Source organism: Bradyrhizobium sp. CCBAU 11430, from assembly GCF_028128855.1.
In the GTDB taxonomy this organism is placed as follows: Bacteria; Pseudomonadota; Alphaproteobacteria; order Rhizobiales; family Xanthobacteraceae; genus Bradyrhizobium; species Bradyrhizobium ottawaense.
In genome coordinates, this window is sequence record NZ_LBJV01000072.1 from 262802 (window position 1) to 288499 (window position 25698).

Sequence of the window (25698 nt, forward strand, 5' to 3'; positions counted from 1 at the left end):
TCGATGCTTCGCATCGCCCCGGAACGACAACGCCAGCGGCCAAGGCGTACGACGAGTAACATACGCATGTATCAGTGGGACTTCGGCATCCTCTGGAGCTATCGCTGGCTGTTTCTCAACGGACTCGGCGTCACCGTCGGCTTCACCGTCGTCATCGTCGTGTGCGGGCTGCTGTTCGGCCTGTTCGGAGCGTTCGGGACCCTGTCGCGGTTCAAGGCGCTGCGTCTTCTCGCGCTCACCTTCATCGAGGCGTTCCGCTGCACGCCGATCCTGGTGCAGCTGATCTGGTTCTATTACGCGCTGCCGATCCTCGCCGGCGTCGAGATGACGCCGATCACGGCCTCGGCGCTGGCGCTCTCGCTCTATGGCGGCTCGTTCTATTCGGAGATCATCCGCGGCGGCATCATCTCGATCGACCGCGGCCAGTCCGAAGCCGGCGCCGCGCTGGGCATGACGCCGATCCAGACCATGCGGCGCATCGTGCTGCCGCAGGCGATCAAGCGCATGATCCCGGCGCTGATGAACCAGTCGATCATCCAGTTCAAGAACACCTCGCTGGTCTCGGTGCTGGCGGTGCCCGACCTCGTCTATCAGAGCCAGGTCGCCGCCCATGACAGCTACCGGCCGCTGGAGACCTACACCGCGGTCGCGGTCGCCTATGCGGCGATCCTGATCCCGCTCACCATCCTCGTCCGCCGCGGCGAGAAGCGACTGGCGGTCAGCGAATGAGCGAGACGCAAAAGATCGAGATCCGCAGCCTTCGCAAGAGCTTTGGCAGCAACGAGGTTTTGAAGAACATCAATCTCGACGTCGCCAAGGGCGGCGTCGTGGCGTTGATCGGCCCGTCGGGCTCCGGCAAGTCGACTCTGCTCCGCTGCATCAATCTGCTGGTCGTGCCCGATGGCGGCAGCGTCCGCGTCGGCGACACGCGCTTTGCATTTGGTGAAGGTGCAAAACTGCCTGATGTGAAGACGCTGGCAAAATTCCGCGCTACCACCGGCATGGTGTTCCAGCATTTCAACCTGTTCCCGCACATGACGACGCTTGAGAACGTGATGGAGGGACCGGTTACGGTGCGGCGCATGGCCAAGGCGGACGCGGAGACGCTCGCGCGTGCCCAGCTCGCCAAGGTCGGCCTTGCCGAGAAGGCCGACCAATATCCGGCGACGCTGTCCGGCGGACAGAAGCAACGCGTCGCCATCGCCCGCGCGCTGGCGATGGAGCCCGATGTGATGCTGTTCGACGAGGCCACCTCTGCGCTCGATCCTGAATTGGTCGGCGAGGTGCTGAGCGTGATCCAGCAACTGGCCTCCGAAGGCATGACCATGGTGATCGTGACCCACGAGATCGCCTTTGCCCGTGAGGTCGCCGACCGCCTCATCTTCATGCGCGACGGTGTCGTGGTCGAGGAAGGCCCGGCGCGGCAGGTGATCGACAATCCCAGGGAAGCCGCCACGCGTGCCTTCCTCAGCCATTTCCACCGCACCGGCGCGCTGCCGACGGCCACAACGGCATCGTGATGTCCGATATCAACCGCGTCTATCTCGTCACCGGTGCCGCCAGCGGCATCGGCCGTGCCACCGCAAAGCTGCTCGCGGCGCCCGGCACCGCACTTCTGCTGCACACGCGATCGAACGCGGAAGGTCTTCAAGCCACCGCAGTGGACATTGAAGCGAAGGGCGCCGTGGCCGCAAAATGCCTCGGCGACCTCGCCGAGGAGAGCGCGGCCGCCGTCGCCATCGCCGCCGCGAAAGCCGCCTTCGGCCGGCTCGACGGATTGATCCTGGTCGGCGGCCATGCCCGCCGCGGCAGCGCGATCGGCACGCCGGCCGATCAGTTCCGGCAGGCGATGGACGAGTCGGCGCTGGCCTTCACGCGTCTTGTTGATGCCGCGCTCCCACTGCTGCGCGCGGGGCATGATGCACGGATCGTCGCCGTGTCCTCCTTCGTCGCACATGCGATCCGGCCCGAATTCGCACCGTTCGCGGCAACGGCCGCGAGCCGTTCCGCGCTGGAAGCCTTGGTGAGGCTGACCGCGATCGAGCTCGCCAGCGACGGCATCACCGTCAACGCGGTGTCGCCGGGCCTCATCATCAAGGACAAGCCGGGCGAGAGCCGGCTGTCGCCCGAGCAGATCGCGGCGACCGAAGCGCTGATCCCGATGCGCCGCCGCGGGCGACCAGAAGAGGTCGCCGAGATCATCGCCTTCCTGGCATCCCCCAAAGCATCCTACGTCACCGGCCAGGTCTGGCACGTCAATGGAGGCCTGACATGAGCGAAGCGACCGTCGAACGTCTCAGGCTGTTCCTGATCGAAAGCCCGATCAAGATGGCGCGCCTGCAGGGCGTCGGCAACGTCAAGGGCACGGTGAAGCGCGTGCTGATCGAGCTCACCGCGAGCGATGGCGTGATCGGCTGGGGTGAAGCCGCGCCATGGGAGGTGTTCACGGGAACGCCGGAAGCCGCGTTCGCCGCGCTCGACATCTATCTGCGTCCCATCGTGCTCGGCAAGCCGGTGCGCCGGATCCGCGCGCTGATGACAGAGCTCGACCGCGCGCTGGTCGGCCATGCCGAGGCCAAAGTTGCCATCGAGATGGCGCTGCTCGACATCGTCGGCAAATCGTCGGGGCTGTCGGTTGCCGACCTGCTCGGTGGCCGCGTGCGCGACACGATTCCCCTCTCCTTCTCCATCGCCGATCCGGATTTCGCCGCCGACCTCGAGCGCATGCGAAAGATGGTTCCGGGCGGCAATGTCATCTACAAGGTCAAGACCGGCGTGAAACCGCACCGCGAGGATCTCGATCATCTCGAGGCGATCCGGAAAGAATTCGGCGACAAGGTCGATCTGCGCGTCGACTACAACCAGGCACTCGCGCCATTCGGCGCCATCAAGATCTTGCGCGATGTCGAAGAGTTTGCGCCAACCTTCATCGAGCAGCCGGTGCCGCGCAAATACCTCGACGTGATGGCGCAGCTCACCGCCGCGCTGGAAACGCCCGTGCTCGCCGACGAAAGCTGCTTCGACCGCCGCGACATGATGGAAGTGGTGCGCCGCGAAGCCGCCGATGCCGTTTCGATCAAGCTGATGAAGGCCGGCGGCCTGTTCGAGGCGCAGGCGATCATGGCGATCGCCGACATCGCCGGGCTGCCCGGCTATGGCGGCACGCTGTGGGAAGGCGGCATTGGGCTAGCCGCCGGCACGCAGCTGATCGCGGCGACGCCGGGCATCTCGCTCGGCTGCGAATTCTACATGCCGCACCACGTGCTGACCGAGGACGTGCTGGAAGAGCGCGTCGCCAACCGCGCCGGCCATGTCGTGGTGCCCGACGGGCCCGGCCTTGGCATTCGCGTCAGCGAAGCCTCGGTCCGCGCCAATGCGCGGGTGCTGGCGGAGGCGTAGTTTCCGTCATTCCGGAGCGCGCGCAGCGCGAGCCCGGAATCCATAACCACAGGGCGAGGTTGGTGCGCGAGCCGGCAACCACGAGTCTTCGCCACACGACTGCCTGTGGTTATGGGTCCCGGATCTGCGCTTCGCTTGTCCGGGACGACGACCGCGTATGCGGTGACAGCGGGGCGCCATCCTTCCCCTCAGGGAATCCCTATCGTATGGTCGTGCCCAACACGCCCGAACCCACCGGGCCATCCGGAAACGCATATGCCCGAACCCGCCTGGTCGCTGCACTCCCGCCTGAAAGAGGACACCATCGACATCGGCGATCTGCCGCTGTCGAAGGTGCTGGTCATCAAGGACGCGCATTATCCCTGGCTGCTGCTGGTGCCACGGCGCGCTGACGCGGTCGAAATCATCGATCTCGACGAGGTGCAGCAGGCGCAGCTGATGACGGAGATCTCCCGCGTCTCGCGCGCGCTGAAGGAGATCACCAGATGCGACAAGCTCAATGTCGCGGCGCTCGGCAACCTCGTGCCGCAGCTTCACGTTCACATCATCGCGCGCCGCACCAGTGACGCGGCCTGGCCGCGGCCGGTCTGGGGCGTGATGCCGCCATTGGCGCATGACGCCGCAGAGGTTCAGAATTTCATCAGCGCGCTTCGCCGCAAGATCTGGTTGGGTTGAAAGAACGATAATGTCAGCATTCAACGCATTTCCGCTAGGACAGCCGGCCTTCGTCACCAACATCCTCGATCGCGCCGCGCATCTGCGCCGCGACGACCAGAAGCTGTTCGCGATGGAGCAGAAGCCGACCTCGCGCGCCTATGTCGTTTATCGCGACTCGCTCCTGGTCAAGCGCGAGGGCGACAAGATTCGCGCGCTGCTCTCGATCGACGAGGCGCTGAAGTGCGGCGCCAATCCCGGCACGATCTTCCTGGGGCTGCGGGATGGCGCCGCGATGTTCGGCATGGGCCTGTCGCAGGCCGCCGCCGAGAAGCTGGTGGGACGCGAGGACTACACCGTGACCGAGCTGCGCGGCATGGCGATGCAGGGCGCGATTCCTCCCGACCAGCTGTCGGCGATCGCGATGGCGAAGTCGATGGTCGGCTGGCACCAGCGCCACGGCTATTGCGCCAATTGCGGCTCGCGCAGCGCGATGAAGGAAGGCGGCTGGAAGCGCGAGTGCCCGGCTTGCAAGGCCGAGCATTTTCCCCGGACCGACCCTGTCGTGATCATGCACGTCGCCTCCGGCGACAAGTGCCTGCTTGGCCGCCAGAAGCAGTTTCCGGCAGGGATGTATTCCTGCCTCGCCGGCTTCGTCGAGGCCGCCGAGACCATCGAGGACGCGGTGCGCCGCGAGATCCTGGAAGAATCCGGGATCCGCTGCACCGACGTGCAATATTACATGACGCAGCCCTGGCCCTATCCGTCGTCGCTGATGATCGGCTGCAGCGCGCGAGCTGTGAGCGAGGACATCATCGTCGATCACTCGGAGCTTGAGGATGCGCGCTGGTTCACGCGCGAGGAGGCAGCTCTGATGCTGACGCGGACGCATCCGGACGGGCTCGCCGGCCCGCATCCCTTCGCCATCGCCCATCATTTGCTCGGCCGCTGGGTCCACGACAAGAGCTGAGCCCGATGGCTGCATCCGGGATCGCGCCGCGCATGCTCTGCATCGGCATTCCCGTGCGCGACCTCACCTTTCGGGTCGAGTCCGTGCCGGCGCGCGGCAGCAAGGCCAACGCCAGCCACCTCGCCGAGATCTGCGGCGGCAACGCGCTCAATGCCGCGATCGCGATTGCGCGGCTTGGTGGTCACGTCTTCTTCGCTGGCCCCATGGGCGATGCGCGGGAGACATCGAGCGGCTTCATCCTCGACCAAATGGCGCAGGAGGGCATCGACACCACGCATATCGTGCGCATGCCTGATATGACCACGCCGGTCTCGGCGATCATGATCGATCCCTCGGGCGAGCGGACGCTCACGATCTATCGCGATCCCGGCCTGTGGCGCGTGAAGCTGCCCAATGCCGACGAATTGCTGGCCGATTGCCGTGCGGTCCTCGTCGAAAGTCGCTGTGCCTCATTCTGCGTTGATCTCTGCGCCGAGGCCCGGCGACGCAGCATTCCCGTCATCGTCGGCGTCGATCGCGCGATGTCGTTGCAGGACGGCCTGCTGACCGCCGCCTCGCATCTGCTGTTCGCCAGCGAGCAGGTGCAGGAGACCGCCGGCATCGCCGACGACGCCAAGGCGTTGCAACGCCTGGCCAGGCTGACGCCGGCCTTCCTTGCCGCGACCCGCGGTCCGCTCGGTACGATCTGGCTGAACGAGGCAGGCGAGCCGGAAGAGACGGCGGCCTTCCCGGTCCAGGCGGTCGATACGCTCGGCGCCGGCGACGTCTTTCATGGCGCCTTCGCGCTTGGCCTCGCCGAGGGTAAGGGGGTGCCGGAGGCGCTGCGATTCGCCGCGGCCGCTGCAGCACTGAAATGCACCCGCCATGGCGGCGGCATGGCTGCACCCCAACGTATTGAAGTTGAAGGATTTTTGCGAGGGAGGCCCTAGAGCAATTCCATCGATGAGCCGAGATTATGGGCTTGCTGGGGAAAGATTTTCTCTATATCAGGGAAATCAGCCCCTGAAATGGAACAAAGTTCTTCAAATGACCGACCTCGCCGTCCAGATCCCCGAGACCAGCCGCCGCCTCGATGCCATCGACCGCAAGATCCTGATGGTGCTGCAGGAGGATGCCTCCCTGTCCGTCGCCGAGATCGGCGACCGCGTCGGCCTGTCCTCGACCCCCTGCTGGAAGCGCATCCAGCGCCTGGAGGCTGACGGCGTGATCCTGAAGCGGGTGGCCCTGGTCGACCAGAACAAGATCGGGCTCGGCATCTCCGTGTTCGTCTCGGTGGAGAGCTCCGACCATTCCGACGCCTGGCTGAAGAAATTCGCCGAAGCCGTCAGCGCGATGCCCGAGGTGATGGAGTTCTATCGCATGGCCGGCGACGTCGACTACATGCTGCGCGTCGTGGTCGCGGACATGCAGGCCTATGACGTGTTCTACAAGAAGCTGATCAGCGCCGTGCCGCTGAAGAACGTCACCTCGCGCTTCGCGATGGAGAAGATCAAGTCGGTGACGGCGCTGCCGATTCCGGCGGTGGTGGCGGCTTAGCTGCTCGACGGAGGACGACGGGCCTTCGGCAATCGTCATGGCCGGGCTTGTCCTGGCCATCCACGTCCTTGCATTCGCGCAAGAGGAGAGGCGTGGATGCCCGGGACAAGCCCGGGCATGACGGCGGAGATAGCGGCGTCCAGTATCTCTGAAACTGCTCAAATCGTCTGATTGTACTCACCGACCTCGGGATGCGTACGCAGCACGCTGTTCACCATCTCGAACATGTCGTGCATGCGCTGCTCCGAGACCGGACTCTCGACCACGACGACGAGCTCGGGCTTGTTCGAGGAGGCGCGCACCAGGCCCCAGCTGCCGTCCTCGACCGTGACGCGCACGCCGTTGACGGTGACGAGGTCGCGGATCGCCTGTCCCCCGATCCTGGCGCCCTTGGCCTGCAAGCCCTCGAAATGCTTCACCACCTGGTCGATGACGCCGTACTTGGTCTCGTCGGCGCAATGCGGCGACATGGTCGGCGACGACCATGTCTTCGGCAGCGCGTTCTTCAGGTCCGCCATCGACTTGCCCGGCGCGCGGTCGAGCATGTCGCAGATCGCGATCGCCGACACCAGGCCGTCGTCATAGCCGCGTCCATACGGCTTGTTGAAGAAGAAATGGCCGGACTTCTCGAAGCCCGCCAGCGCGCCGGTCTCGTTGGTGCGGCGCTTCATGTAGGAATGGCCGGTCTTCCAATAGGCGACCTTCGCGCCCTGCTTCTGCAGCACCGGATCGGTGACGAACAGGCCGGTCGACTTCACGTCGACGATGAACTGCGCGTCCTTGTGGATCGCCGACATGTCGCGCGCCAGCATCACGCCGACCTTGTCGGCAAAGATCTCCTCGCCGGTATTGTCGACGACGCCGCAGCGGTCGCCGTCGCCGTCGAAGCCGAGGCCGACATCGGCCTTGTGATGCAGCACCGCATCGCGGATCGCGTGCAGCATCTCCATGTCCTCGGGGTTCGGATTGTATTTCGGGAAGGTGTGGTCGAGCTCGGTGTCGAGCGGGATCACTTCGCAGCCGATCGCCTCCAGCACCTGCGGCGCGAAAGCGCCGGCGGTACCGTTGCCGCAGGCCGCGACGACCTTGAGCTTGCGCTTGAGTTTCGGACGATTGGTGAGATCGGCAATGTAGCGCGCCGGGTAGTTCTCGTGGAACTGGTAGGAGCCGCCGGCCTTGTTCTTGAACTCCGCGTTCAGGACGATCTCCTTCAGCCGCGTCATCTCGTCGGGGCCGAAAGTCAGCGGACGGTTGGCGCCCATCTTCACGCCGGTCCAGCCATTGTCGTTGTGCGAGGCGGTCACCATCGCAACAGCGGGCACGTCGAGATCGAACTGCGCGAAATACGCCATCGGCGTCACCGCAAGACCGATGTCATGCACCTTGCAACCCGCAGCCATCAGGCCGGAGATCAGCGCGTATTTGATCGAGGCCGAATAGCCACGGAAATCATGCCCGGTGACGATCTCCTGCTTGACGCCGAGCTCGGCGATCAGCGCGCCCAGCCCCATGCCGAGCGCCTGCACCCCCATCAGGTTGATTTCCTTCTGGAACAACCAGCGCGCGTCGTATTCGCGAAAGCCCGTAGGCTTCACCATCGGCTCGGATTCGAAGGCGTAGGTGTTGGGCAAAAGGACGGATTTCGGCTTCGGGAACATTGAGACGGTCTCGTGAAGGGCAGGAATTGAGGCAGCCTTAGCGAATGCAGGGCCGCAGCGGAAGGCGGGAATGAAGGCTTATGGCCGATAATTGCGGCAGTTTGGTAACGAAGAAACGTTACCGCGAGGGCGGTACCAAATGTATGACCGGAATGGGCTAACTCTGCAGTCGTGCTGGGTGCCTAGTCTTCAGACCCTCTGGCAGGCGGCGAGACGCTTCTGAAATGATCTCCAGACATCGCGTAACGGCATAGACCGCCCGGAGGTCCGCCGCGAACGCCTCGCGATCGAGACTTCCGACGAACTCGGTCGCCAAGTCGATGTGATGCAGGATGTCCCGCAGGGTCCCGTCGATGCGATCAGAAGGCATAGACGGCATCGGCCGTCGCGGCAGGAGCGACGTATGATTTCAGACCATCGCGATTGACGACGTCGACCGGGCCGTCAAACAGATTGGAAATGTAGTCCTTGAGTTCGACGTAGTCGAACACAGTGATCTGCGCGTCGGGGTCGATCTCGACCATGATGTCGATATCGCTGCCGGGACGATTGTCACCCCGCGCGACCGAACCGAACAACGCCGCATGCAAAACGCCCCGCTCGCGAAGGGCGCGCTCGGACTGTCGGAGGATGGCAATCGCGTCTGGGGTGTCCATGGGCGGAATATAGCACCCAAGCTGGCCCTAAGGGAGGCCCTTCCAGGCCAATTAGAACTTCGCCTACTGCTCCAGCACCATCTGGCCGTTGGAATATTCGAAACGCTTCAGGCGGGACAGGAAAGACAGGCCGAGCAGGTTCTCCGACAGCGCCTCGTCGGGCAGCACCATGGCGTCGACGTCGCGCACGACCAGACCGCCAACCTCGAGCATCGCGATGCGGGTGCGCGCGGCCTTGATGGTGCCGTTGGCGGTGGAGACGGTGGCGTTGTAATCGCTGCGCGAAGGACGCAGGCCAAAGCGGGCCGCCGAGGTCTCATTCAGCGCAACCACGGAGGCGCCGGTGTCGAGCATGAAGCCGATGCGCTGACCCTCGATCCGGCCTTCGGTCTGGAAATGACCCCGGCCATCGCGGGAAACGGCGAGGCTGCGGCCCCCGGCGGGCGCAGTGGCCGCGACGGCGACAGTGGTGCGCGGCGCCGAGCTTGCGGAGGCGGAGCTCATCCTGTCCGCCATCTGCGCCATGAAGGTGCCGAGGCCGATCATGACGGCTGCGATGATCATAATGTTACGCATCACACCACTTCCGAGCCGGAAAGCTCGATTTCAACACGCGGCACACCAAGCCGCGAGCATTGCTGCGGCCAGAGCGATGCTATTTTGACGAAAAGGATGAGCGGACGGTTAATGCGCCCTCACGTCCCGCGCGGCTTGGCCCGCCGGGTCGGCACGGCGCTGGCCGGATCGTCCGGCCAGGGATGACGGGGATAGCGGCCGCGCAGGTCGGAACGGACCGCGGCGTAGCTGCCGCGCCAGAAACCGGGAAGGTCGCGCGTCACCTGCACCGGGCGCTGCGCCGGCGACAGCAATTCCAGCACCAGCGGCACCTTGCCGGCGGCGATCGAGGGATGGGCGTTGAGGCCGAACAATTCCTGCAGCCGCACCGCGATGGTCGGCCCCTGCTCGGCCTCGTAGTCGATCGCGAGCATGCTTCCGGTCGGCGCCTCGAAATGCGTCGGCGCCTCGCGCTCGAGCCGCGCGCGCATCTCCCACGGCAGCAGCGCCATCAGCGCGTCGGAGAGATCGCCGGGCGAAATGTCCTTGAGCGCGATCTTGTCATAGAGCGCCGGCACCAGCCAGTCGTCGCGGCGCGCGATCAATCCCTCGTCGGACAGGTCGGGCCAGCTGTCGCCCTCGGCCTTGCGCAGGAACATCACCCGGTCGCGCCATTGCTTTGCAGCCTTCGACCAGGGCAGCCGATCGAGGCCGGCGGCGATCAATCCATCCGCGAAGATACGCGCGGTATCCTCGGAGGGCGAGACGGCAAGTGTCGCTTCGGACAGTGTGATCGCATGCAGCACGCGCTTGCGCCGCGCGCGCAGCGCCATCGCGCCGCGGTCGAACGAAATCTCGTCGGCGCTCTCGATATGCTCGGCGAAATGCCGCTCGATCTCGCTCTCAGTGATCTGCGCGGCGAGCAGGATACGCCCGCTCGCCGCCGTCCCGGTCATCTCGCCGATCGCGATGTAGGGCGCGCGGGCGAGCGAGGAGGTCTGCTCGACGGCGGCGCCGCGGCCGTTGGCCAGCACGAAACTGCCATTGCCGCGATTGCGTGCGACGCGATCGGGGAAGGCATAGGCGAGCATCAAGCCGGTCGAGAGATCATCCTGCGGCCCGGCCCTCTCCGACGCCGCCACTTGCGAGGCCCAGCGCCGCGCCAGATCGCGCGCGCTGGCGGCGCGCGGCGAACGGTCGCGGCGGAACTGGTCGCGCCGATGCTCGAGATCGACGCTGTCGCCGCCAAGCCCGCGCTCGGTGATGATGGCCGCGATCTCGGCGGCGGCTTCGCCCTCGCCTGCGCGATGCGAATCCACGATCATGCGCGCCAGCCGCGGCGGCAGCGCCAGTGCACGCAGGCTTTTTCCCTCTGCGGTGATGCGGCCATCGCCATCGAGTGCGTTGAGCTCGGAGAGGAGGCTTTTTGCCTCTTTCCACGCGGGCGCCGGCGGCGGATCGAGGAACGACAGCGCGGCGGGATCGCTCACGCCCCATTGCGCGAGATCGAGCACCAGCGAAGACAGGTCGGCGCTCAAAATTTCCGGCTGGGTGTAGGGCGCGAGCGAAGCCGTCTGCGGCTCGTCCCAGAGCCGGTAGCAGACACCCGGCTCGGTGCGGCCGGCGCGACCGCGGCGCTGATCCACTGCCGCACGCGCGGCGCGCACGGTCTCGAGCCGCGTCAGCCCGATGTCGGGCTCGTAGCGCGGCACGCGGGCAAGACCGGAATCGACCACGATGCGTACGCCTTCGATCGTCAGCGAGGTCTCCGCGATCGACGTCGCCAGCACCACCTTGCGCATGCCTTTGGGTGCAGGCGAAATGGCGCGATCCTGCACAGCGGCATCGAGCGCGCCGAACAGCGGCACGATCTCGATCGAGGCGTCCTGCACGCGCTCGCTGAGGAAATTCTGGGTGCGGCGGATTTCGGCGGCGCCCGGCAGGAACGCCAGCACCGAGCCGCTGTCGGCACGCAGCGCCGAAGCAATCGCATCCGCCATCTGCCGCTCGATGGGCGCATCCGCCTTGCGGCCGAGATAGCGCGTCTCGACGGGGAAGGCCCGCCCCTCGCTCTCGACGACGGGCGCTTCCCCAAGCAGCCTTGCGACGCGCGCGCCATCGAGCGTCGCCGACATCACGAGGATGCGCAGGTCTTCGCGCAGACCGGTCTGCGCATCGCGCGCCAGCGCGAGGCCCATATCGGCATCGAGCGAGCGCTCGTGGAATTCGTCGAACAGGATGGCGGCAACGCCTGACAGCTCGGGATCGTCGAGGATCTGGCGGGTGAAGATGCCTTCTGTCACCACCTCGATGCGCGTGGTGCGCGAGATCTTCGAGCCGAACCGGACGCGATAGCCGACGGTCTCGCCGGCGCGCTCGCCCAGCGATTTGGCCATGCGGTCGGCGCTGGCGCGCGCCGCGATACGCCGCGGCTCCAGCACGATGATCTTCTTGCCCTTCGCCCAGGGCGCATCGAGCAAGGCCAGCGGCACGCGCGTGGTCTTGCCGGCCCCGGGCGGCGCCACCAGCACGGCGGCATTGCTGGCCTCCAGCGCGCGCGACAAGTCGTCGAGCACGGCATCGATCGGGAGGGGTGTGTCGAAACTGCGGGGCAAGATCTCGCATCCGTCATCACCCGCCTTGCGCGCCGGGCGGGTGATCCAGTCAACTCAGATCCCGATCATCACGAAGATCGGGATTACTGGATACCCCGCCTTCGCGGGGTATGACAATCGTGTGTGGCGATCAGCCCTGCACAGGCGGGCGGCCGATGCTGTCATAGGTGAAGCCGGCGGCTTCCATGTCTTCGGGGCGGTAGATGTTGCGCAGGTCGACGACCACGGGCTGCGCCATGACGCTCTTCAGCCGGTCGAGATCGAGCGCACGGAACTGCACCCATTCGGTGACGATGACGAGCGCGTCGGCACCTTGCGCACAGGAATAGGCGTCCTCGCAATAGGTGATATCGGGCAGCTCGCCCTTGGCCTGCTCCATGCCGACGGGATCGAACGCCTTGACCGTCGCGCCCATGTCGATCAGGCCTGTCACCAGCGGGATCGACGGCGCATCGCGCATGTCGTCGGTGTCGGGCTTGAAGGTGAGGCCGAGCACCGCAATGGTCTTGCCGCGCAGCGAGCCGCCGAGCGCCTGGCTGACCTTGCGCGCCATCGCGCGCTTGCGATTTTCGTTCACGGCCAGCACGGATTCGACGATGCGCAAGGAGACGTCGTAATCCTGCGCGATCTTGATCAGCGCCTTGGTGTCCTTCGGGAAGCACGAGCCGCCGAACCCGGGACCGGCATGCAGGAATTTGGTGCCGATGCGGTTGTCCAGGCCAATGCCGCGCGCGACCTCCTGGACGTTGGCGCCGGCCTTTTCCGAGAGATCGGCGATCTCGTTGATGAAGGTGATCTTGGTCGCGAGAAACGCGTTCGCGGCGTATTTGATCATCTCGGCGGTGCGACGCTCCGTGAACATCAGCGGCGCCTGGTTCAGCGACAGCGGACGGTAGATGTCGCCCATCACCTTGCGGCCGCGCTCGTCGGAGGTGCCGACCACGACCCGATCGGGAAATTTGAAGTCACGGATCGCCGCGCCCTCGCGCAGAAATTCTGGATTGGACGCGACCACGACGTCGGCTTTGGGATTGGTCTCGCGGATGATGCGCTCGACCTCGTCGCCGGTGCCCACCGGCACGGTCGACTTCGTCACCACGACGGTGAAACCGGTGAGCGACCGCGCGATCTCTTTCGCTGCGGCGTAGACATAGGAGAGGTCGGCGTGGCCGTCGCCGCGCCGCGACGGCGTGCCGACCGCGATGAACACGGCATCGGCATCGGCGACCGGCTTGGACAAATCGGTGGTGAAGTCGAGCCGCTTGGCCTTGACGTTGGTCGCGACCAACTCGTCGAGGCCGGGCTCGTAGATCGGAATCTCGCCGCGATGGAGCGCCGCGATCTTCTTCTCGTCCTTGTCGACGCAGGTGACGTCGTGACCGAAATCAGCAAAGCAGGCTCCGGACACCAGTCCCACGTAACCCGTGCCGATCATCGCGATGCGCATGAAAATCCCTGTTTTAGATTGGTTAACGAAACCCCGACACGGGGCGGTTTAGCATTTTCCCGAGGGGAGGGAACAGTCCGCAGGCAAAAAAGCGGCATGGGAATTGAACCGGTAAAGAAGTCGGAAACCGTGCAGGCCCCACACTGCCTCGCACCCGAACAGGACAGGGCGGAACGCGCCTCGAAAAGAGACACCATGGCACCATCTGGCACAATTGCAGGGAGCGGAGGCAGCCAATCCCCTTCTGCCGCGCGTGTCGACTGGATCGACTACGCCAAGGGCATTTGCATCATCATGGTCGTGATGATGCATTCGGTGCTGGGGGTCGAGCTCGCCGCCGGCGAGACCGGTTTCATGCATGTCGCCGTGGCCTTCGCAAAGCCGTTCCGGATGCCGGATTTCTTCCTGATCTCGGGCCTGTTCCTGCCACTGGTGATCGATCGGGACTGGCGAACCTATCTCGACCGCAAGGTGGTGCATTTCGCTTATTTCTATGTCGTCTGGGTGACAATCCAATTCGGCTTCAAGGCGCCCGCTTTCGCGGCGGAGACGAGCTGGCATCACGTTGGTCTCCTGTATCTCGAATCCTTCATCGAGCCGTTCGGCACGCTGTGGTTTATCTATCTGCTGCCGGTCTTCTTCGTCGTCACAAAACTGACACGCAAATTCCCGCCGCTCGCGATCTGGCTGGTCGCCGCCGCCCTGGAGACAGCCCGGATCTCGACCGGCTGGACCGCGATCGACGAGTTCTGCTCACGCTTCGTCTATTTCTATTCGGGCTATCTGTTCGCGCCCTACGTGTTCGCGCTGTCGGATCGCGCGCGGAAGCATCCCGTCCTTGCGCTCGCAGCGCTCGCGACCTGGGCACTGGTCAATGCCGGCCTCGTCGCGTCGGGCGCCAGCGAAGGGAAGGTCGTCTCGCTCGTGCTCGGCTTTGCCGGTGCCTGCGCCATCATCACCATGGGCACGCTGCTCGCGCGCGCGCAATGGCTGAACTTCTTCCGCTACTGCGGCGAGCATTCGATCGTGATCTATCTCGCCTTCTTCCTGCCGATGGCGGCGACGCGAACGCTGCTGCTGCGCACCGGCATCATTCCCGATATCGGCACGGTATCGCTGATCGTCACCGTCGCCGGCGTGCTCGGCGCACTCGCGATCTGGCGGGGCGCGTTACGGCTCAATGCGCACTTCCTGTTCGAGCGGCCGGAGGCGTTCTGGATTGCGCCGAAGAAGGCTGGGCCGGTGTTGCAGGCGGCGGAGTAGCAATCTGTCGTCCCTGCGAAAGCAGGGACCCATACCGCGTGATCTATCGATGGATCGTGGCTTCCGTACCAGGGCCTCGTCACCACCAGCCTTCGCCAAACTCCTCCCTGTGGCTATGGGTCCCGGATCGACGCTCCGCTCCCGGCAACGCTACGCGTTGCCAAGAGCTGCGCTTGTCCGGGACGACAATTGAGTGTGGGCTGAGGGCAAAAATCCCCCTCCCAAGGCTGTCAAAGCCCGCAAAAATTCATACATTGCGGCCATGCCAAAGACCTCCCCGAAGACCTCCGCCAAAGCCGATCCCCCCACTGCCGCGACAGCTGCTGCCAAACCGGTTGCAGCAAGGGCGGCCGGCAAGGGCGACCACATCTTCCTGGTCGACGGTTCCGGCTACATCTTCCGCGCCTACCACGCGCTGCCGCCGCTGAACCGCAAGTCCGACGGCCTGCAGGTCAACGCCGTGCTCGGTTTCTGCAACATGCTGTGGAAGCTGCTCCGCGACATGCCGGAAGACAACCGGCCGACGCACCTCGCGATCATCTTCGACAAGTCGGAGGTCACGTTCCGCAACAAGATCTACCCGGAGTACAAGGCCCACCGGGCGCCGGCGCCTGACGATCTCATCCCGCAATTTGCGCTGATCCGCGAGGCGGTCCGCGCCTTCGACCTGCCCTGCCTGGAACAGGTGGGCTTCGAGGCCGACGACCTGATCGCAACCTATGTGCGGCAGGCCTGCGAGCGCGGCGCCAGCGCGACCATCGTGTCCTCCGACAAGGATTTGATGCAGCTCGTCACCGATTGCGTCACCATGTACGACACCATGAAGGATCGCCGCATCGGCATCCCAGAGGTGATCGAGAAATTCGGCGTGCCGCCGAACAAGGTCGTCGAGGTACAGGCTCTGGCCGGCGATTCCACCGACAACGTGCCCGGCGTGCCCGGCATCGGCATCAAGACCGCGGCGCAGCTGATCACCGAATATGGCGACCTCGATCAACTGTTGTTCCGCGCCGGCGAGATCAAGCAGCCCAAGCGGCGCGAGGCGCTGCTCGAGAATGCCGAGAAAGCGCGGATCTCGCGGCAGCTCGTGCTACTCGACGACAAGGTCGACCTCGATGTGCCGCTGGACGACCTCGCGGTCCACGAGCCCGACGCACGCAAGCTGATCGCCTTCCTGAAAGCCATGGAATTCACGACGCTGACGCGACGCGTCGCCGAATATTCGCAAATCGATCCCGCCAATGTCGATGCCGACCCTGGCTATGCCAGCGGCGCCAGCGTGTTCACGACGCTGCCGCCCTCCGATGTCGTGCCTGCGCCGGGCGGCGATACGTCGGCGCAAGCCCGGGCGAAAGAGCCCAACAGGTCAGCGGGCAAGGAGGACAAGGCTGCGAGCCCGAAGGGCGCGCCGATCTCGCTGGCCGCCGCGCGCGAAGAGGCGCTGCGCAGGCTTCCAGTCGATCGCGCCAAATATCAAACGATCAAGTCGCTCGAGGAGCTCAACGCCTTCATCGCCCGCATCCACGATACCGGTCATGTCGCGGTCGAGATCCGCGGAAACTCGATCGACCCGATGCAGGCCGATTTCTGCGGCATCGCGCTGGCGCTGGCGCCGAACGAGGCCTGCTATGTGCCGCTGGCGCACAAGCAAGCTGGCGGCGGGGCCGGCCTGTTCGACGCCGGCCTTGCACCTGATCAGGTCAAGCATGCCGATGCGATCGACGCCCTGCGGCCGGTGCTGGAATCGGCGGGCATTCTCAAGATCGGCTTCGATCTCAAATTCACCGCCGTCATGCTGGCGCAGCACGGCATCACCTTGCGCAACACCGACGATGCGCAGTTGATCTCCTACGTGCTCGATGCCGGCCGCGGGTCGCACGCGATCGAATCGCTGTCCGAGCGCTGGTTCGGACACGCCATGCTGAAGGAGAGCGAGCTGCTCGGCAGCGGCAAGGGCAAGATCACCTTCGACCAGGTGCCGATCGACAAGGCCGCGGCACTGTCGGCGGAAGGCGCCGACGTCGCCTTGCGCGCCTGGCGCGTGCTGAAGCCGCGCCTGGTCGCCGAGCATATGACCGCGGTCTACGAGACGCTGGAGCGGCCGCTGGTTGCGGTGCTTGCGCGCATGGAGCGGCGCGGCATCTCGATCGACCGCCAGGTGCTGTCGCGCCTGTCCGGCGACTTCGCCCAGACCGCGGCCCGCGTCGAGGCCGAGATCCAGGAGATCGCGGGCGAGCCGGTCAATGTCGGCAGCCCCAAGCAGATCGGCGACATCCTGTTCGGCAAGATGGGACTGTCCGGCGGCACCAAGACCAAGACCGGCGCCTGGTCGACCACCGCGCAGGTGCTCGACGAGCTCGCCGAGCAGGGCCATGACTTCCCGAAGAAGATCCTGGAGTGGCGCCAGGTCTCGAAGCTGAAATCGACCTACACCGACGCTCTGCCGACCTACGTCAATCCGCAGACCCATCGCGTGCACACGACCTACGCGCTGGCCGCGACCACGACGGGCCGGTTGTCGTCGAACGAGCCGAATTTGCAGAACATCCCGGTGCGCACCGAGGACGGCAGAAAAATCCGCCGCGCCTTCATCGCAACACCCGGACACAAGCTCGTCTCCGCGGACTATTCGCAGATCGAGCTCAGGCTGCTGGCGGAGATCGCCGACATTCCCGTGCTGAAGCAGGCGTTCCGCGACGGTCTCGACATTCACGCCATGACGGCGTCGGAAATGTTCGGCGTGCCGATCAAGGGCATGCCGAGCGAAATCCGCCGCCGCGCCAAGGCGATCAATTTCGGCATCATCTACGGCATCTCCGCGTTCGGCCTCGCCAACCAGCTCGGCATCGCCCGCGAGGAGGCCTCGGCCTACATCAAGAAATATTTCGAGCGCTTCCCCGGCATCCGCGCCTACATGGACGAGACGCGCGATTTCTGCCGGCAGAATGGCTATGTCACCACGCTGTTCGGCCGCAAATGCCACTACCCCGACATCAAGGCCTCCAACGCCTCGGTGCGTGCCTTCAACGAGCGCGCCGCGATCAACGCGCGGCTCCAGGGCACCGCGGCCGACATCATCCGCCGCGCCATGACGCGGGTGGAGGATGCCCTCGCCGAGAAGAAGCTGTCGGCGCAAATGCTGCTGCAGGTGCACGACGAATTGATCTTCGAGGTGCCCGACGCCGAGGTCGAGGCGACGCTCCCCGTCGTGCAGCACGTGATGCAGGACGCACCGTTCCCGGCCGTGCTGCTGTCGGTGCCGCTGCATGTCGATGCGCGCGCGGCGAACAACTGGGACGAGGCGCATTGAGGCTGCTCTTTACCTCTCCCGCTTGCACTCGCTGACGCCACACGGTCGGTGTCGTCCCCGCGAAAGCGGGGACCCATAGCCACTGGATCGGGTTTGGCGAAGATTGCCCATGACTATCGCGCGTCAAACTTCTCCCTGGGGGTATGGGTCCCCGCGTTCGCGGGGACGACGTTGGAGTGACATGCGAGAACCTGAATTGTCCTCCGAGCAATTGCGCGATGGCCCCACCTCGCCTCGCATATTAGAACCGTGCCATCTCCCGCACCGGTTCACCCATGCCCCACACCTCAGCCCTGCTCGGCTTCGCCCTCGTCTGCCTTGGCCTCGTGCTCACGCCGGGGCCGAACATGATCTATCTGATCTCGCGCTCGATCACGCAGGGGCCGGCGGCGGGCATCGTCTCGCTCGGCGGCGTGGCGCTCGGCTTCGTGTTCTATATGCTGTGCGCGGCGTTCGGCATCACGGCGCTCTTGCTCGCCATTCCCTTTGCCTATGACGCGCTGCGCTTTGCCGGCGCGGGCTATCTGCTCTGGCTCGCCTGGCAGGCGATGAAGCCGGGCGGACGTTCGCCATTCCAGGTGAAACAGCTCGCCATCGACAGTCCGCGCAAATTGTTCGCGATGGGTTTCGTCACCAACCTGCTCAACCCGAAGATCGCGATGCTGTATCTCGCGCTGCTGCCGCAGTTCATCGATCCCACCGCCGGCAGCGTGCTGACGCAGTCGGTAGTGCTCGGCGCAATCCAGATCGCGATCAGCGTCAGCGTCAACGCGATGATCGCGCTCGCGGCGGGATCGATCGCGCAATTCCTGGCGAACCGGCCGAGCTGGATGCTGGTGCAGCGCTGGCTGATGGGCACGGTGCTGGCCGGGCTCGCGGTACGGATGGCGGTGGAAGCGAAGAAGGTGTGAGGCACTTTCTTCCTTCTCCCCTTGTGGGAGAAGGTGGCGCGAAGCGCCGGATGAGGGGTTCTCTCCGCTCGCAAGACTGTTCGTGAGGATGGAGACCCCTCACCCGTCTCGCCGCTTCGCGTCGATCCACCCTCTCCCACAGGGGGAGAGGGCAAGACCCCATCAATCCAGCTTCGCCTCCATGCCCCGCTTCACCGCCGGGCGCGCCATCAAGGCTTCGTACCAGCGCTTGACGTTGGGGAAGTCGGTCAGCTCAACCTTGTGGCGAGGGTGACGCCAGGCCCAGCCCAGGATGGCAAAATCGGCAATCGAGAGGTCGCCGGCGACGAAGTCGCGGCCGTCCAGGCGATGGTCTAGCACGCCGTAGAGCCGGCGGGTCTCGGCCATATAGCGCTTCAGGCCGTAGGCGCGATCCTGCTCGTTCTCGAGCGCGATGAAATGGTGCACCTGGCCCGGCATCGGGCCGAAGCCGCCCATCTGCCACATCAGCCATTCATAGACCGGGATCCGAGCACCCAGCGATTTCGGCAGGAATTTGCCGGTCTTTTCACCGAGATAGAGCAGGATCGCGCCTGATTCGAAGATGCTGACGGGCTTGCCGTCCGGGCCCTCGGGGTCGACGATCGCGGGAATCTTGTTGTTCGGGGAGAGCTTGAGGAACCCCGGTGCCATCTGCTCGCCCTTGGTGATGTTCACCGGAATCACCTTGTAGGGCAGCCCCATTTCCTCCAGCGCGACCGAGATCTTGCGGCCGTTCGGCGTGTTCCAGGTGTGCAGCTCGATGGTCATTCCTTGCTTCCTTCCCCAACAGGTTTGGCATCCCACCTACTCCAGAACGTCGCGCCCCCACAACCGGCGGCCGGGGATGGCCGATCCCTGTTGACGAGGGACGCCCCCTCTGGAATGTCGCGGCTGTCGCGGATAAATTCCGCCTCCTCTAAAAACGCTCCCGAGGGACCGCCGTGTCGAAATCAGCCTCCCGCGCCCGCCTGTTCGAAATCATCCGCCGGCGCTCATTCGGCCGCGGCGAGGTGACGCTCGCGTCGGGCCGCAAGAGCGATTTCTACTTCAACCTCAAGCCGACCATGCTCGACCCAGAGGGGGCGACCCTGCTCGCCGAGCTGACCTATGAGGCGCTGAAGGACGACAATCTCGATTTCATCGGCGGCCTCGAGATGGGCGCGGTGCCGCTCGCCGGTGCGCTGGCGCAGATCTCCTGGATCAAGGGCCATCCGATCGCGGCGTTCTTCGTGCGCAAGAAGCCGAAGGAGCACGGCGCCAAGCTCGCGATCGAAGGCCTGCCAAGAGGCGAGACGCTCGAGGGCAAGCGCGTCGTGATCGTCGAGGACGTCACCACGACAGGCGGCTCGGCGATGAAGGCGGTGGAATCGGTGCGCGAGACCGGCGCCGAGGTGGTGCTGGTGCTGACCATGGTCGACCGCGAGGAAGGCGCCACCGACACGTTCGGTGCGGCCGGCCTGCCATTCCGCTCGCTGTACAAGGCCTCGGAATTCTTGAAGGCCTGACGCGGCGAAACATCCCTCGCCGTCATGCCTCAGTGTGCCCCGGAAGCAACCATCCGTCCAAAGCTGCGCCCGGCCCTAAAGAGGCCACCGCCTCGTCTTGAAACCGCCTCCGCTCAACTGCTCATTTACCATCGCGCCTTATGGTGAATCATGTGCTGAGACCCCTTGGGGTCCCGGCCGGTTCAGTAGCGTCGGGTGGAGTGAGCGTTGCGTACAGTCCTGTCCCATGCGCGCCGGCGGCGTCGCGCGATGCTCGTGGCCGCCACCCTTGGAGCACCGCTGCTTGCGGCTCCGGCCCCGGTTTCGGCCGAAGGCCTGTTCGACTTCTTCTTCGGCGGCATGCAGCAGCAGCGGCCGCAGCGCGAGGTGCCGCAACAGGCGAGCTCCTACGCCGATCCCTTCACCGGGCAGCAAAATGCCGCAACCCCGCAATATGTGCCGCCGACCCGTTCGGCGGCGGCTGGCGGCTCGGGCCCGGCCTTCTGCGTGCGCAGTTGCGATGGCAAATATTTTCCGCTGATGCGCGGCCTCACCTCGCCGGCCCAGATGTGTCAGGCGTTCTGTCCTGCCAGCGCGACCAAGGTCTATTTCGGCTCCTCGATCGACGGCGCCGCGTCGCAGACCGGCGAACGTTACGCCGACAGCGAGAACGCGTTCGCCTATCGCAAGGCGCTGCGCGCCGACTGCACCTGCAACGGCCGCGAGCCGGTCGGCCTTGCCCCGGTCGATCTCGCGCTGGACTCCTCGCTGAAAGCCGGCGACGTGATCGCCACCACTGACGGCCTCGTCGCCTATACCGGCATCCGCGTCGGCAACGACCAGGCCGCCGACTTCACCCCGGTTGCCTCCTATCCCGGCCTCACCGCGCAAGTCCGCGCCCGCCTCGGCGAGATGAAGGTGGCCCCGGTGCGGGCAGAGACGGTGTCGGCAGATGCGCCCGCTGCGGAGATCGTGCGGGAGACGTTGCCCGACGTGACGGTGCCGAAGACGGCAAAGCCGGCGAAGCGGGCGGGGCTGGATTGATCTCGTGTCCCGGACGGCGGCGCAGCGCGAAGCGATGCGACGCAGAGCCGGGACCCAGAATGCCGCGAGGTGGGCCCCGGCTCTGCAGCGCATCGCTTGGCGCGCTGCGCTTTGTCCGGGGCACGGCGATCACCTCCCGATAATCACCCCGATCACGTTCGGCGCCGCCAGGTATTTTTCCTCGATCGCCGCGCGCGCGGCGGCGCGGTTGTCCGGCGTCAGCAAGCCGCGCTTCTCGGCCAGGATCATCCAGCAGAAGCCCCACCAATCCGTCAGCATGCCCTGATCGCCGACGAGATCGTAGCCCTGCTCGGCCGCGAAGATGCGCGCATGGGCTTCGTCGAGCGTGTCCAGGAACAGATGATCCTCGGTCGAGAACAGATCGTCGCTGACGTCGTCGATGGTGTAACCCCAGATCGACTGGCACACCGCGTTGAATTCGCGGTCGAACTGGTCGTCATCGATCCTCTGGCGCCGGGCCGCCTGATGCAGCCGCGACAGCGAGCGCGCGAAATCGGCGATGCGGGTGAGGGCAAATTGATCGAAGGCGATGGGGGACATGTAGTCCTCGCAAGTCTGACAGACGCTAGATATTGTGCCGGCAACGTGCCGAATCACAATGATATATCAAAGACTTGCTAAAGTGTTCTTAATTTGTTCCGAACCCGGCAACGGTCCGCGAAAGTTTTGATGGCCGGAAATGAAAGGGGCCGCCTCGCAGCGGCCCCTTGCCGGTTACAATCTTGTTCGGGATCAGAAATTCCAGCCCCGGCAAGCCTAACGTTAGAACCGGCGACGGGCTTGTGCGATTCCGGAAAACTACTGAACGTAGTGCTGTCCCAATTTTCGCCTCAGGAGCAGCGCGAGGCCGCGATGGCGTGGACACGGCGGTCGCCGAGCAGATGGGCGACAAAACCGTTGGCGGGAAAGATCTTTGCGAAGGCGGCGTCGCGGATGCTGAGGCCGCCGGCATAGGCGCCGAACGCCGGCATCACCGCACGCATCCCGTCGGAGGCGAAGCAGCGACGCTCCATCGAGCGGCCGCGCGCGGAGACGCGCGCCTTGGGATGGAGATGGCCGGCGATTTCGCCGCGCGCCCCGGTGGGCTCATGACGGAAGGTGATCGGGCCGATCGCGACCTCGTCGGCGATGGTGCCGCCGAGATCGCGCGGCAGCATCGGATCGTGATTGCCGGAGATCCAGATCCAGTCGCGGCCGGTCTGGAGCGCTGTGACCGCATCGCGATTATCCGGCGACAACCGCTCATGCGCGGTGCGATCGTGAAAGCTGTCGCCGAGGGCGATGACCACGCCGGGATCATGGCGGGAGATGACAGCGGCGAGACGGCTCAGCGTTGCCAGCGTATCGTAGGGCGGCAGCAGCACGCCGCGGGCGGCGAAGCTGGAGCCTTTTTCCAGATGCAGGTCGGAGACGACGAGCAGGCGCTGCTCTTCCCAGAACAGCGCGCCGGAGAGATCGGCAGCGAACGTCACATCGCTGATGGTGACTGTGGACACGCGCATGTCGTCGACGTCTCCTGAAACCTGCGCGCCAATCGTCACGTCAAAACCTGCTGCTATCCCATCGCCTCTTTGACGAGCTCAACGGCGGCTTCGGCCAAAAGCTCGTCTGCAGCTTCGCCATAAACTGACTCGCGACCGATTTCCAGCATCACGGGCACCGCCAGTGGGGAGACGCGGTCGAGTTCCCGGTGCGTGATGCGGCCGTGGATGCGGGCGAGCATGTCGCCCAAGCGGCGCAAATCGAGCAGGCCGGTGGCGGCATCGGCGCGCGCGGCGCGCAGCAGGACGTGATCGGCCTGATGCTTGCGCAGCACGTCGTAGACGAGATCGGTCGAGAACAACACCTGACGACGGCTCTTCTCTTCGCCGGTGTGCCGGCGCGTGATCAGGCCGGAGATGATCGCGCAATTGCGGAAGGTGCGCTTCATCAGGGCGGATTCGGCGAGCCAGGCCTCCAGATCGTCGCCGAGCATATCAGGGTCGAACAGCGCATTGAGGTCGATCCGGCCGTCGCGGATCATGAAGGAGAGATCGCCGAGCGCCCAGATCGCCACCGCATATTCGTTGGCGACGAAGCCGAGCGGCCGGGCGCGGGCGCGCTCCAGCCGGCGCGTCAGCAGCATGCCGAGGGTCTGATGCGCGAGGCGGCCCTCGAAGGGATAGCAAACGATGTAGTGCTTGTTTGCGCGCGGAAAGCTCTCGACCAGGAGTTCGCGCACCGCCGGCACGCGCGAGACGTCCTTTTGCAGCGACAGCCAGTCGCGCACCTGCTCCGGCAAGCCGCCCCAGGCGCGGCCGTCATCGAGCAACCGGCGCACGCGCTCGGCGAGATAGGTCGAGAGCGGAAACTTGCCGCCCATATAGGACGGCACTTTCGGGTCCTTGTCGTTGGCGCGGGAGACATAGACCTGGTCCTCGACCAGGGTTTCATAGCGCACCACCTCGCCTGAGAACACGAAGGTGTCACCGGGGCTCAAGCCCTCGATGAAGGCTTCCTCGATCTCGCCGAGCAACCGCCCCCCGCGCGCGATCACGCCGGTCGACCCCGCTCCGCCACGGCGCGAACGCACCAGGCGCACCTTCAGCATGTCGTCCTCGACGATGGTGCCGACATTCATCCGGTAGCTCTGCCGCACCTTGGGATTGGCGACGCGCCAGCGGCCCTGCTTGTCCTGCTTGATGCGGGCAAAGCGTTCATAGGTCTTCAGCGCGTAGCCGCCGGAGGCGACGAAATCGACGACGTCATCGAAATCCGTCCGCGACAAGTCTGCGTAAGGCGCGGCGGTGCAGACCTCGCCATACAGATCATCGCTGAGGAACGGCTCGCCGCAGGCGCAGCCGAGCACGTGCTGGGCCAGCACGTCGAGCGCACCGGTGCGCAGGGGTGGCGTGTCCTGCGCGTTCTCGGCAATGGCATCGATGGCGACGCGGCACTCCAGCACTTCGAAACGGTTGGCCGGCACCAGCACCGCGCGCGAGGCTTCGTCGAGGCGGTGGTTGGCGCGGCCGATCCGCTGCATCAGGCGCGAGGAGCCCTTGGGCGCGCCGATATTGACGACGAGATCGACATCGCCCCAGTCGACGCCGAGGTCGAGCGAAGAGGTGCAGACCACGCCGCGCAGGCGTCCCGCCGACATGGCGTCCTCGACCTTGCGGCGCTGCGCGACATCGAGCGAGCCGTGATGCAGCGCGATCGCGAGCCCGTCGTCATTCATGCTCCAGAGATTCTGGAACAGCATCTCGGCCTGGCTGCGGGTGTTGACGAAGACCAGCGTGGTCTTGTTCGCCTTGATCAGCTCGTAAATCTCAGGGAGCGCGTGGCGCGCGCTGTGGCCGGCCCAGGGCAGTCGCTCGCGCGTATCCAGCATCTCGACCAGAGGTGGCGCCGCGCCGCCGGCGATGACGATGTCGGCGGCAGCTTCCTTGCCACCGGGCTGCGGCACCAGGAAGCGCGCGAGCTGATCCGGCTCGGCCACCGTTGCCGACAGGCCGATCGCGCGCATCTGCGGCGCCAGCCGCCACAGCCGCGCCAACCCGAGCGAGAGCAGATCGCCGCGCTTGGACGTCACCAGCGCGTGCAGCTCGTCGAGCACGATGCGCTTCAGGGAGGAGAACAGGAACGGCGCATCATCCGAGGACAGCAGCAGTGCGAGCTGCTCGGGCGTCGTCAGCAACACATCAGGCGGATAACGCCGTTGCCGCTGCCGCCGCGACACCGGCGTGTCGCCAGTGCGGGTCTCGACCTTGATCGGCAGCGCCATCTCCGCAATCGGCCGCTCCAGATTGCGCGCGATGTCGACGGCGAGCGCCTTCAGCGGCGAGATATAGAGCGTGTGCAGGCCGCCGGTACGCTGCAGCGTGCGGCCGGTGGAGACGAGGCTCTGTTTCTCACCCGCCTTCCGTTCGGGTGCCTCGGTCGAAAGCTCCACCAGCGTCGGCAGAAATCCCGCCAGCGTCTTGCCGGCGCCGGTCGGTGCGATCAGCAGCGCGCTAGCGTCCTCGCGCGCCTTCTCCAGCAGCGCCAATTGATGCGCGCGCGGCGACCAGCCGCGGGCTGCGAACCATTGCTGGAAGCGGCTCGGCAGCAGCGCGGCCGGCTCGGCCGATGTTTGGAGGATACGGGGCGGCACGGCATGACAGGTAAGCCGTAGG

Annotated in this window: 23 protein-coding genes; 13 read left to right on the forward strand and 10 right to left on the reverse strand. The window is 65.4% G+C overall.

The window, feature by feature from the left end; all coding sequences use genetic code 11:
- The first annotated feature begins 66 nt into the window (after positions 1–66).
- The 8 genes from XI04_RS34230 to XI04_RS34265 all read left to right on the forward strand — a co-directional run bounded on the left by XI04_RS34230 (position 67) and on the right by XI04_RS34265 (position 6559).
- Positions 67–729 (forward strand): amino acid ABC transporter permease, encoded by a 663-nt coding sequence (locus tag XI04_RS34230; RefSeq protein ID WP_028140846.1) that lies wholly within the window; start codon positions 67–69, stop codon positions 727–729.
- The gene (locus XI04_RS34235) at positions 726–1520 is read left to right on the forward strand and encodes an amino acid ABC transporter ATP-binding protein (protein WP_028140847.1); all 795 of its coding nucleotides are present in this window, start codon (positions 726–728) and stop codon (positions 1518–1520) included. Before XI04_RS34230 ends, XI04_RS34235 begins: the two co-directional genes overlap by 4 nt.
- Complete coding sequence (locus XI04_RS34240) at positions 1520–2275, forward strand: SDR family NAD(P)-dependent oxidoreductase (protein ID WP_028140848.1); 756 nt, start codon at positions 1520–1522, stop codon at positions 2273–2275. The genes XI04_RS34235 and XI04_RS34240 overlap by 1 nt, the downstream gene beginning before the upstream one ends.
- The gene (locus XI04_RS34245) at positions 2272–3399 is read left to right on the forward strand and encodes a muconate cycloisomerase family protein (RefSeq protein WP_028140849.1); all 1128 of its coding nucleotides are present in this window, start codon (positions 2272–2274) and stop codon (positions 3397–3399) included. The genes XI04_RS34240 and XI04_RS34245 overlap by 4 nt, the downstream gene beginning before the upstream one ends.
- Positions 3400–3654: 255 nt before the next feature.
- Positions 3655–4074 (forward strand): HIT domain-containing protein, encoded by a 420-nt coding sequence (locus XI04_RS34250; protein WP_028140850.1) that lies wholly within the window; start codon positions 3655–3657, stop codon positions 4072–4074.
- 10 nt (positions 4075–4084) lie between these two features.
- The gene (nudC, locus tag XI04_RS34255; protein WP_028140851.1) at positions 4085–5023 is read left to right on the forward strand and encodes an NAD(+) diphosphatase; all 939 of its coding nucleotides are present in this window, start codon (positions 4085–4087) and stop codon (positions 5021–5023) included.
- 5 nt (positions 5024–5028) lie between these two features.
- The gene (locus tag XI04_RS34260) at positions 5029–5952 is read left to right on the forward strand and encodes a sugar kinase (protein WP_271609639.1); all 924 of its coding nucleotides are present in this window, start codon (positions 5029–5031) and stop codon (positions 5950–5952) included.
- A gap of 97 nt (positions 5953–6049) precedes the next feature.
- Positions 6050–6559: an Lrp/AsnC family transcriptional regulator gene (locus XI04_RS34265; RefSeq protein WP_011090847.1), complete on the forward strand. Its 510-nt coding sequence runs from the start codon at positions 6050–6052 to the stop codon at positions 6557–6559.
- Between the two features lie 158 nt (positions 6560–6717).
- Here the strand turns inward: XI04_RS34265 and XI04_RS34270 are convergent, their stop codons facing one another.
- The 6 genes from XI04_RS34270 to XI04_RS34295 all read right to left on the reverse strand — a co-directional run bounded on the left by XI04_RS34270 (position 6718) and on the right by XI04_RS34295 (position 13490).
- On the reverse strand, positions 6718–8217 hold the full coding sequence (locus XI04_RS34270) for a phosphomannomutase/phosphoglucomutase (RefSeq protein ID WP_152102271.1): 1500 nt from the start codon (positions 8215–8217) through the stop codon (positions 6718–6720).
- Positions 8218–8374: 157 nt separating this feature from the next.
- Entirely contained in the window at positions 8375–8596 is a 222-nt protein-coding gene (locus tag XI04_RS34275; RefSeq protein ID WP_333916405.1) for a HepT-like ribonuclease domain-containing protein, read from the reverse strand.
- The gene (locus tag XI04_RS34280) at positions 8577–8873 is read right to left on the reverse strand and encodes a nucleotidyltransferase family protein (RefSeq protein ID WP_271609641.1); all 297 of its coding nucleotides are present in this window, start codon (positions 8871–8873) and stop codon (positions 8577–8579) included. Before XI04_RS34280 ends, XI04_RS34275 begins: the two co-directional genes overlap by 20 nt.
- A gap of 63 nt (positions 8874–8936) precedes the next feature.
- On the reverse strand, positions 8937–9449 hold the full coding sequence (locus XI04_RS34285) for a TIGR02281 family clan AA aspartic protease (RefSeq protein ID WP_028140855.1): 513 nt from the start codon (positions 9447–9449) through the stop codon (positions 8937–8939).
- A gap of 119 nt (positions 9450–9568) precedes the next feature.
- The gene (gene hrpB / locus XI04_RS34290) at positions 9569–12043 is read right to left on the reverse strand and encodes an ATP-dependent helicase HrpB (protein WP_028140856.1); all 2475 of its coding nucleotides are present in this window, start codon (positions 12041–12043) and stop codon (positions 9569–9571) included.
- A gap of 130 nt (positions 12044–12173) precedes the next feature.
- Entirely contained in the window at positions 12174–13490 is a 1317-nt protein-coding gene (locus XI04_RS34295; protein ID WP_028140857.1) for a UDP-glucose dehydrogenase family protein, read from the reverse strand.
- A gap of 195 nt (positions 13491–13685) precedes the next feature.
- Here XI04_RS34295 and XI04_RS34300 point away from each other — a divergent pair, with 195 nt between their 5' ends.
- From XI04_RS34300 to XI04_RS34310, 3 genes are all read left to right on the forward strand, one after another.
- Positions 13686–14753: an acyltransferase family protein gene (locus tag XI04_RS34300; RefSeq protein ID WP_028140858.1), complete on the forward strand. Its 1068-nt coding sequence runs from the start codon at positions 13686–13688 to the stop codon at positions 14751–14753.
- A 262-nt stretch (positions 14754–15015) separates the two neighbouring features.
- Positions 15016–18063: a DNA polymerase I gene (gene polA / locus XI04_RS34305; RefSeq protein WP_038947328.1), complete on the forward strand. Its 3048-nt coding sequence runs from the start codon at positions 15016–15018 to the stop codon at positions 18061–18063.
- A 275-nt stretch (positions 18064–18338) separates the two neighbouring features.
- Positions 18339–18974, forward strand: coding sequence for a LysE family translocator (locus XI04_RS34310; protein WP_038947327.1), 636 nt, complete (start codon positions 18339–18341; stop codon positions 18972–18974).
- Positions 18975–19136: 162 nt separating this feature from the next.
- Here XI04_RS34310 and XI04_RS34315 read toward each other — a convergent pair whose 3' ends face one another.
- Positions 19137–19763: a glutathione S-transferase family protein gene (locus tag XI04_RS34315; protein ID WP_095425059.1), complete on the reverse strand. Its 627-nt coding sequence runs from the start codon at positions 19761–19763 to the stop codon at positions 19137–19139.
- Positions 19764–19936: 173 nt separating this feature from the next.
- Between XI04_RS34315 and pyrE the strand changes: the two genes are divergently transcribed.
- Both pyrE and XI04_RS34325 read left to right on the forward strand, forming a co-directional pair.
- Positions 19937–20500, forward strand: a complete 564-nt coding sequence (gene pyrE, locus XI04_RS34320; protein WP_008136514.1) for an orotate phosphoribosyltransferase — start codon at positions 19937–19939, stop codon at positions 20498–20500.
- Between the two features lie 249 nt (positions 20501–20749).
- Entirely contained in the window at positions 20750–21523 is a 774-nt protein-coding gene (locus tag XI04_RS34325) for a DUF2865 domain-containing protein (protein WP_161966515.1), read from the forward strand.
- 129 nt (positions 21524–21652) lie between these two features.
- Here the strand turns inward: XI04_RS34325 and XI04_RS34330 are convergent, their stop codons facing one another.
- The 3 genes from XI04_RS34330 to XI04_RS34340 form a co-directional block, all read right to left on the reverse strand.
- Entirely contained in the window at positions 21653–22084 is a 432-nt protein-coding gene (locus XI04_RS34330) for a hypothetical protein (RefSeq protein WP_095425058.1), read from the reverse strand.
- Positions 22085–22374: 290 nt separating this feature from the next.
- Positions 22375–23046 carry a ligase-associated DNA damage response endonuclease PdeM gene (gene pdeM / locus XI04_RS34335; protein ID WP_049801939.1) on the reverse strand — a complete coding sequence of 224 codons (672 nt, stop codon included), beginning with the start codon at positions 23044–23046 and terminating at the stop codon, positions 22375–22377.
- Positions 23047–23099: 53 nt separating this feature from the next.
- Entirely contained in the window at positions 23100–25676 is a 2577-nt protein-coding gene (locus XI04_RS34340) for a ligase-associated DNA damage response DEXH box helicase (protein ID WP_271609642.1), read from the reverse strand.
- Between the last annotated feature and the right edge of the window lie 22 nt (positions 25677–25698).

Bases quoted from the DNA above. Each gene is read 5' to 3' on its own strand.
- XI04_RS34230 (WP_028140846.1), top strand. From the start codon at position 67: ATGTATCAGTGGGACTTCGGCATCCTCTGGAGCTATCGCTGGCTGTTT.
- XI04_RS34235 (WP_028140847.1), top strand. From the start codon at position 726: ATGAGCGAGACGCAAAAGATCGAGATCCGCAGCCTTCGCAAGAGCTTT.
- XI04_RS34240 (WP_028140848.1), top strand. From the start codon at position 1,520: ATGTCCGATATCAACCGCGTCTATCTCGTCACCGGTGCCGCCAGCGGC.
- XI04_RS34245 (WP_028140849.1), top strand. From the start codon at position 2,272: ATGAGCGAAGCGACCGTCGAACGTCTCAGGCTGTTCCTGATCGAAAGC.
- XI04_RS34250 (WP_028140850.1), top strand. From the start codon at position 3,655: ATGCCCGAACCCGCCTGGTCGCTGCACTCCCGCCTGAAAGAGGACACC.
- nudC (WP_028140851.1), top strand. From the start codon at position 4,085: ATGTCAGCATTCAACGCATTTCCGCTAGGACAGCCGGCCTTCGTCACC.
- XI04_RS34260 (WP_271609639.1), top strand. From the start codon at position 5,029: ATGGCTGCATCCGGGATCGCGCCGCGCATGCTCTGCATCGGCATTCCC.
- XI04_RS34265 (WP_011090847.1), top strand. From the start codon at position 6,050: ATGACCGACCTCGCCGTCCAGATCCCCGAGACCAGCCGCCGCCTCGAT.
- XI04_RS34270 (WP_152102271.1), bottom strand. From the start codon at position 8,217: ATGTTCCCGAAGCCGAAATCCGTCCTTTTGCCCAACACCTACGCCTTC.
- XI04_RS34275 (WP_333916405.1), bottom strand. From the start codon at position 8,596: ATGCCGTCTATGCCTTCTGATCGCATCGACGGGACCCTGCGGGACATC.
- XI04_RS34280 (WP_271609641.1), bottom strand. From the start codon at position 8,873: ATGGACACCCCAGACGCGATTGCCATCCTCCGACAGTCCGAGCGCGCC.
- XI04_RS34285 (WP_028140855.1), bottom strand. From the start codon at position 9,449: ATGCGTAACATTATGATCATCGCAGCCGTCATGATCGGCCTCGGCACC.
- XI04_RS34295 (WP_028140857.1), bottom strand. From the start codon at position 13,490: ATGCGCATCGCGATGATCGGCACGGGTTACGTGGGACTGGTGTCCGGA.
- XI04_RS34300 (WP_028140858.1), top strand. From the start codon at position 13,686: ATGGCACCATCTGGCACAATTGCAGGGAGCGGAGGCAGCCAATCCCCT.
- polA (WP_038947328.1), top strand. From the start codon at position 15,016: ATGCCAAAGACCTCCCCGAAGACCTCCGCCAAAGCCGATCCCCCCACT.
- XI04_RS34310 (WP_038947327.1), top strand. From the start codon at position 18,339: ATGCCCCACACCTCAGCCCTGCTCGGCTTCGCCCTCGTCTGCCTTGGC.
- XI04_RS34315 (WP_095425059.1), bottom strand. From the start codon at position 19,763: ATGACCATCGAGCTGCACACCTGGAACACGCCGAACGGCCGCAAGATC.
- XI04_RS34325 (WP_161966515.1), top strand. From the start codon at position 20,750: ATGCTCGTGGCCGCCACCCTTGGAGCACCGCTGCTTGCGGCTCCGGCC.
- XI04_RS34330 (WP_095425058.1), bottom strand. From the start codon at position 22,084: ATGTCCCCCATCGCCTTCGATCAATTTGCCCTCACCCGCATCGCCGAT.
- pdeM (WP_049801939.1), bottom strand. From the start codon at position 23,046: ATGCGCGTGTCCACAGTCACCATCAGCGATGTGACGTTCGCTGCCGAT.